At 39.7% G+C, this 7953-nt stretch carries 5 protein-coding genes and 1 pseudogene; 1 reads left to right on the forward strand and 5 read right to left on the reverse strand.

Annotation, left to right across the window (positions count from 1 at the left end):
* A pseudogene (locus DW817_RS10890) lies at window positions 1-398 on the forward strand (IS30 family transposase); the annotation flags it as partial.
* A gap of 36 nt (window positions 399-434) precedes the next feature.
* On the opposite strand, the gene DW817_RS09225 reads toward DW817_RS10890, so the two are convergent.
* The 5 genes from DW817_RS09225 to DW817_RS09245 form a co-directional block, all read right to left on the reverse strand.
* A complete protein-coding gene (locus DW817_RS09225) occupies window positions 435-1478 on the reverse strand; it encodes a beta-1,6-galactofuranosyltransferase (RefSeq protein WP_120112202.1) in 1044 nt (347 codons plus the stop codon).
* A gap of 13 nt (window positions 1479-1491) precedes the next feature.
* A complete protein-coding gene (gene glf, locus DW817_RS09230) occupies window positions 1492-2586 on the reverse strand; it encodes a UDP-galactopyranose mutase (protein WP_120112206.1) in 1095 nt (364 codons plus the stop codon).
* Between the two features lie 12 nt (window positions 2587-2598).
* Window positions 2599-4122 (reverse strand): O-antigen ligase, encoded by a 1524-nt coding sequence (locus DW817_RS09235; RefSeq protein WP_165851883.1) that lies wholly within the window; start codon window positions 4120-4122, stop codon window positions 2599-2601.
* A 36-nt stretch (window positions 4123-4158) separates the two neighbouring features.
* On the reverse strand, window positions 4159-5604 hold the full coding sequence (locus DW817_RS09240; RefSeq protein WP_021736923.1) for a flippase: 1446 nt from the start codon (window positions 5602-5604) through the stop codon (window positions 4159-4161).
* 400 nt (window positions 5605-6004) lie between these two features.
* Window positions 6005-6892 (reverse strand): UTP--glucose-1-phosphate uridylyltransferase, encoded by an 888-nt coding sequence (locus DW817_RS09245; RefSeq protein ID WP_021736924.1) that lies wholly within the window; start codon window positions 6890-6892, stop codon window positions 6005-6007.
* Between the last annotated feature and the right edge of the window lie 1061 nt (window positions 6893-7953).

Consider the following 7953-nt stretch of genomic DNA (forward strand, 5'->3'; position numbering starts at 1 on the left):
ATTGTTAAGCTGCCAGACAAATCCGCTAAAAGCGTTATGGCTGCCTTCGAAACACTCTTGGATGAATACGGCGAACACTTCGGAGAAATCTTCAAAATAATTACGACGGACAATGGTTCAGAGTTTGCAGGCCTTTCAAACTTCGAAAAAGCTGCAGAGACCCTCTATACTATGCGCATCCCTACGCCTCGTGCGATAAAGGCTCCGTAGAGTGCCACAACGGGCTTATCCGACGTTTCATCCCTAAAGGGAAGCGGATTGACTCCTACACAGCAGAAGACATCTTAGAAATTGAGCTGTGGTGCAACAGCCTTCCTCGAAAGATTCTCGGCTGCCATAGTCGAGAAGAGATATTTTCAGAAGAACTAGATAAAATCTATAGTCTGGGTGTAGTTTAAGCAGAGCTAGAAAAGTGTCCAACTTGTTATTGCAATTTAGCTTAATAAAATTTTTTCCAATTTATTTAAAGCTTGATTCGTAAAATAACCATTTATCAATTTCTGCTGAATATTCCTCACGTTTGAAAGCATCTTTAAATAATCCCCATTCGATAATTGATTGATAAAAGGTCGAACTTGATGCAAACTTTCGACAACAATACCAACATTTTCATTTTGTACAAACTCTGCCATAGCTGATTGGCTCCAAACAATTACTGGGAGTCCAGAGGCCAGATATAATGATAGTTTATGAGGATTATTGAATTTTAAATAATGTCCTAACGGACCATCACAAGTATCTAAAGAGGACCCATCCCACACTAAGCCAAAATTTCCTTCCAAATGGTAAGGCAAATCATCAGCATCAAAACTGCCATGATAAAAGATACTTTTATCATAAATAAGCTTATCAGGACAATTAATACCATAAAGGTCAAATTGCAAATGTAAGGATGAAGTAGGAATTTTTGTGAGAAATTTACTTTTCCCTAGATTACCAGCAAATACAATTCTATTTCCTAATTTTCTATCGAACTTAGGTATTTCTTTATTTATAATATAATCAAATAGTCCTAATTCTACAACGGGGACAATAAGCCCATGATGGCGCAGCTCTTCTCTCATTTTATGGTTGTGCAGAATAATGGCTTTTGTACTATTCATCAATGATATTTCTCTTCGAATTGCATGTTCATCCCCATAACGCAACGTTTCAATATCATGAACAAACAAAACAGATTTATGATGCCATATAAAGTTCTCAATAAGCCAATTATATATTCTGTTATAGTAAGATGGGTATTGAATAATAATCGGAGCATGTGGAAAACTGGAAAGTAACTTATGGATCGTAGACAAAGAATCAAGCGATAACAGAAAGATTGCTTTATCAAAATATCCAGTAAAAGCTTGTTGTTTTATTTCAAAAACCTGCTTGTATCTCCCATCGAATATACTTTCTACATCGGAACGTGCCTTGCTGCCCGCGTGTCTTTGCTTAATTAAATTTTCACCTATATAAAATATATCATCTGTCATTAGTATATCCCTTTCACAAAATCAACTCGGCCATAACAAGAGCGTTCTTGATTACGTCATCCATATCATAATACTTATATTCCGCAAGGCGGCCACCGAAAATGACGTTTTGTTCATTTTCAGCGAGGTTGGCGTATTTTGCATAAAGGGCTTGATTCTTTTCTTTATTCACCGGATAATACGCTTCCTGGCCCGGCTGCCAATCTGTGGGATATTCTTTCGTCACATAGGTTACGGGCTGGGTACCAAATTCGAAGTGTTTATGTTCGATGATTCGAGTCCAGGGCGTTTCGTGGTCCGTATAGTTCATGACGGCTACACCCTGATGATTTTCTTCTTCGAGGCGCTCCGTTTCAAAACGCAGGCCGCGGTATTCCAAGGGGCCCAATTTGTAACCAAAGTATTCGTCAATGGGGCCGGTATAGACAATCTTTTTCGCGATATCTTTGTATTCGTCGCGGTGCTTCAGATAATCCACACCGATACGGACTTCGATACCAGCAAGAAGGCCTTTGATAAGCTTATTGTAGCCACCCACGGGAATGCCCTGATAGCGGTCGTTGAAATAGTTATTATCAAAGGTGTAACGAACGGGGAGACGTTTAATGATGAATGCTGGCAGCTCCGTGCAGCTCCGTCCCCACTGTTTTTCCGTATAACCTTTGATGAGCTTCGTATAAATGTCCGTCCCGATAAGGGAAATGGCTTGTTCTTCGAGATTTTTGGGTTCCGTGATGCCTGCTTCGGCGCGCTGCTGGGCAATCTTTTCGGCCGCTTCCTTAGGTGTTACAACGCCCCACATTTTCGTAAAGGTATTCATGTTAAAGGGTAAATTGTAGAGCTCGCCTTTATAGTTTGCAACGGGAGAATTGACGTAGTTATTAAATTCAACAAACTGATTCACGTAGTCCCAGACTTTTTTGTTCGACGTGTGAAAAATATGGGCGCCATAGGTATGGATGTTAATGCCATCCTTGTTCTCACAGTAAATATTACCGCCAACATGGGGACGGCGTTCGAGGACAAGGCAGGATTTTTCTTTTTTATGCATTTCATGAGCAAAGACGCTGCCAAAAAGGCCGGAACCAACAATCAGATAGTCGTACATAAATTAATCCTCCTACTGAGCAGAATTACTTAATGAGCAAGATTGAATATATAAAAGACCTAACACCACTCCCATTGGCCCTCCATTAAATGAATTACTGAAACCCGCAGCAAGAAGTGTAATTAAACAACCGACTAGCATGAAGCACTTTGGATTACGAATCCAAGTTTTGTCCTTGATCAATCGTCTGAACATATAAACAAAGGGCAGAAGAAATAAAAGAAGTCCGGGTATTCCTGAGGAAGCAGCTATATCAGCATACAAATTAAGTGCAGGAAAACCACTTTTTAAAGCACCATTTTGGTACATATATCGACTCCAATTACGAACTTCGTTATTCGTGAATGAAAATTCAGGAAGCCTGTCGTTAATATAAGCGGATGTAAGACCTTTTCCAACGCCAGTAATAGGAAAATCACTGACAACATACAAATGTGCTATTAAATTGCCCAAACGAGCCGAATTAGATCGCATATTTTTATTGCCAACACTTATAATATTTTGATTAACGTAGCTTCCTAGACTGGATTCTTGTTTGCGAATCTTAATCCCAGTTGGATTAAACAAATTAATCAACAAACCAATTCCCATAATTATCAAGATTAATCCAGATCGTTTAATAAAATATCTATTCCAGCTTAATAATGTGATGCCCATTAAAATAACAGATTCAAGGACTGTCAATATAATAGCTGTTCTCGAATTCGTAGCAGCAATCATAAGAGAAAAAAGTAATAGCAAAAGAGGTGAAAACATTTTTACTTTTTTTTCAAAAAAATAACTCCAAAGAAATGGGATATAAAAAATAGCATAATATCCAAAATACGAAGGTTCTGGCATAATACTTCTAAGTTGCCCCTTCCATAGTAGTGGTGGCCACCAATTATGACTCGAAGCAACATCATAAAAAAATGGATTAATTAAGATTAGAATGGTTTTAGCCCAATCTAAATGAAACTTTAACCAAGCAAGTTCCACCAAAGAGTAGGAGCACATTAGCACAACCATACATAAAATAGGCTTTCGAATATCGTAAAAGGCTCTTTCGAAATTATTTTCGTAAAGATGCATAATAGTCATGACTACATAGAAAGTGGTATTACCAGTCAAAATAATTTCTTTAGAAAAGCGTAAAAATTGCCATACTTTGTTAAGAAAAATGGGGTTAACTGAAATTTCCCTTTCCAATAGATAGGTATAGATTCCAGCAATCTTCGTTGATTTGTCTATGAGAAGATAGTGAGGATATTGATAATAAATAATTCCCAAAGCAAGACACATCAGCTGCCAAAGAGAAAAAATAAATAAAAAGCGTATAAGTATCTTTTGGGTTTTACAATTATACTTAAAGCATTCATAAATATATAAAATAATTCCTAATAAAAGAAAGTATTGAGATATATTTTTTCCTATTGCAGATATTGTAATTCGCTTCGTAACATTTTCCAAAGGGAGTGTAAATACATAAAGCAAAAAAATATACCTTTCCAGCTCCCTGATCAGAGGCGTAGATTTTTGATAAAGTAGTTGGTCCATAAAAATATATCCTTCCATTACTAAATAAATAAAATGTTATCCGTTCTTATGCAATGCACTGCTCCGTAGCTTTTTAACAAGCATAAAGACCATAGAATCACGAAGCAATAATAATATTGAAGAATAAATTAGGAATCCCATTAGAATTAGATGTACGGTATATATGGGAGCGGGGGCAAAATGTCTTCCCAAGAAACAAATTCCTGCAAGCATAAAACTTCCAGCAATCCAGTATTTTATTGAAAGTTTTAGAACGTTCCCAAATGAAAAAACATGACGCACGAAATAAAATTGCACAAAGGTTACAACAAGTTCAGCAATAATGGAGGCTATTGCTGCACCTACAGCTCCATTTCTTTTAATCAGCATAGCATTTAAGAAACAATTAACAATTGCACCGCAAACAACAGAAACAGTCAAATGATTTTGCTGATTCGTTGGCAATAAATACTGAATTCCCGTAACATTGCTTAATGCTATGGCAATGGTAAGCACAGAGAGAATTTGTATCAAAGAAACTACATTTGCATACCCAGGTCCAAAAAACCAGGGAACAAAGTTTTGAGCAATTCCCATAAGACCAAAACACATTGGTATAGTGATAAACCAAACAAATTGGTAAGATTGGAACATGAGCTTTTTTATCTCATCATATTTTTGTTTGGCAAAAGAATGCGCTACACGAGGAAGTACAACTGTGCCAAGAGATGTAACCACCGTAAGGGAAAGCTTCACAACTTTTTCAGCCTGTTCGTAATAACCGTTTTCGAAAGAAGACCCGGTAATCAGCCCAATCATCGTCTTATCAAGTACGGTGTATATTTGGATTGCAATTTGCGGTAAAAAAAGCTCTATAATGACTCTTAAATTTCGGAACGGGCGAAGCGCACCCAAAGGTACATGTATTAAATATTGAGGAAGAAAGAACCAAATCGATATGCCAGATAAAATATTCATTATCCCTATTAAAAGAACATATTTACTTACGTCACTTGACTCTTTTACTAATAAAAAAATCAGTCCAATATTTATAATTTTAATAACAAAATTTCGAAATACGATCTTCCCAAACTCTTCAAGACCTTGAAAAAACCATGATATATCAAATAAAACAGCAACAATATTCAATGCCTGAATCCAGTATATTAGCCGGTCTCCAACTGAAAATCTAATAATTGAATAATAGGCAACAAGATTGATTCCAACTAAGATAAATCTAAGAAGAACGATTTCAAAAAATGTCCTGCTTTGGAGATAAGGATCATCACGATGATAAGCAATTTCACGCTGTCCGTAATTAGCCAGCCCCAGCGTCGAAAAGAGTATGAAGTAGGAAACAATAGAGGTCGTATAACTATATATTCCTATTCCATCAGGGCCTAAGACACGTGAAAGATAAGGTGTCGTAATGAAAGGTGTTAATAGAGTTAAGAGCTGATAGCTCACATTGTATAGATAGTTTCGTGAAATACTTTTAGCCATAACATCTCCAACCCCTTATCATTTGAAAAGGGATAAATGAAATATTCGTTTTTTAATTTGCTAAGTAAATTGACTCGATTATGCTAAATAAACGCAGAAATATTACCAATAAAAATAGTGCCAAGGATTCGCAGCGAACCGGTAGAACCCATTCTCTTACGTTTCAGGCACCATTTTGAAAATTTATTTAGCAGGAATTAAGAATCAATTTTGCAGCAATTTGTGAAAGTAATGTAACATATAGAAATATTATATCATAAAAAGGGCTCCTTTGGGGGATTTTCGCCGCATTTCTTCACTTTTTCAGCATCGCCTTATATGATGGATAGCAGTCCAAAAATCTCATAATAGATAGACAAAAAGAGCCACAAAGCAGCATGCTTCATAGCTCTTATGTTCATTATTCCATTTTAGAGACAAAGTCCTTGAGATAAGCGGCAAAGTCATCTTTCAGGTCTTTGCGGCGCAGGCCATAGTCGACAATGGCTATAAGATAGCCCATTTTATCACCGACGTTATAGAAGTGGCCTTTCATGTTGTAGGCGTACATGGGCTCGTTATGGCTCATGGCGCGCAGGGCATCGGTCAACTGGATCTGTCCGTTAAGGCCGTTTGGCGTGAGTTCCAGGTAATCAAAGACGTCAGGCGTAATGATATAGCGCCCAAAGACGGCCTGATGGCTGGGGGCATTTTCAGCAACCGGTTTTTCCGTGATGTCATGGACGCGGATGAGGTCGGAATGAGTTTCATCCCTTTCACCTGAAACGATGCCGTATTTGGAGACATCCCCTGCCCCAACCTTGCAGCAGCCAAGGATGGTCGATTGGGTAGTTTCAAACTGGTGCAGGAGCTGGGAAAGGCCCGTTTCTTCGTCGTTTAGGATGATATCGTCAGGAAGGGCGACGATGAAGGGCTCTCCGTCGATGAAGTCCTTGGCGCACAAAATGGCGTCACCGAGGCCGTGCTGCTGCTTTTGGCGGATGTAGTGAAAATTCACTTTGGAGATATCGCGGATTTCTTTCAAAAGGGCGGTCTTACCGGACTGGAAGAGCTGGTCCTCCAGTTCCGGGGAGGAATCAAAGTGGTCCTCGACGGCGCGTTTGGCGTGGCCGCTGATGAGGAGGATTTCCTCGATGCCGCTTTTGGTGATTTCTTCAATGACAAAATGGATGGCGGGAATATCGACAATAGGCAGCATGGCCTTGGGCATCGTCTTTGTTTCAGGAAGAAAGGACGTACCAAAGCCTGCGACGGGGACTACGGCTTTACGAACGATGGATGATGGCATGATGAGCTTCCTTTCGAGGTTATGATGGAGATATTATAACATGGGGGGAGCTTCTTGTCATAGAATTGGCTCCCCCCCATGTTAATACTCGGAGCAAAAATCGCTCCGATTCGCTGCAGTTACGTGTCTTTCTTGCTTGAGAAAAGATTCTTATGAGAGCAAGAAAGTCTTGACGATTCGTAAGAAGTTCCGTACCACAATCTTATTTCTAAGACGCCCGAAATATGCCTTCGTCGATCCCTTTTGAGTCAGCCCAAAAATCGGGCTGATTTGATGAAGTGTGTGAGGCCACTTTTTAAAAAGGTTTTGTGGAAACAATGGCCTCATGGCCTATCGTACGATGGACCGTCCCACGTTTGGGGGTAGCTTACGCCTGGGCGCTTCTCCCCTTTCTTTATACTCGGAGCAAAAATCGCTCCGATTCTCTGCACGAGGTGCCTTCATTGCCTTTTCAAGATTTATGAGATGGCAATGAAGGCATGGCGCATCGTAAAATGTTGCGATACACAATTTCATGTTAAAGACGCCCGAAAAAATGCCTTCATCGGGCGAGCCACTTCTTGGAATTTTTTCGGATGATGTAGGAAACCTTTTTCGCCTACAGTCCATATCGGTCCATCTGCGTTGTCAAACGCGGCAGGCTTCCTAGAAGTACCCAAATCTTGTACGACGTCGTCAGCCTGCTTCGCGTTATTCCTAGCATCTGGGCCAATCTGGAGCCATATTCGAAAAAGGTAAATGGAAGGAAATACGATGGCGTTAGGAAAACGTAATAACGGGAATTTCCGCCTGTCGTCGGTGGAAGTGGGGGCTCCTCGCATCTGGATCCATCTGAACCGAATTCGCAAAAAGCAAATGGAAGAAAAGATCGGAACGGGGCATTCGTTGCATGACGTCGTCAGCCTGCAGCTTTTTTCCTCGCATCTGAACCAATCTGAGCCCCATTCGAATCATGTAAATAGAAGAAAGACCAGAACGTCGGCGCCAAACTGTCTCCCTTCGGTCGTTGGCGCCGAATTGATTTTTCGATAACACGGTCCGTAAGCCGAATCGCTTCGACA

Source organism: Acidaminococcus sp. AM33-14BH (assembly GCF_003603525.1).
Classification (GTDB): Bacteria; Bacillota; Negativicutes; order Acidaminococcales; family Acidaminococcaceae; genus Acidaminococcus; species Acidaminococcus intestini.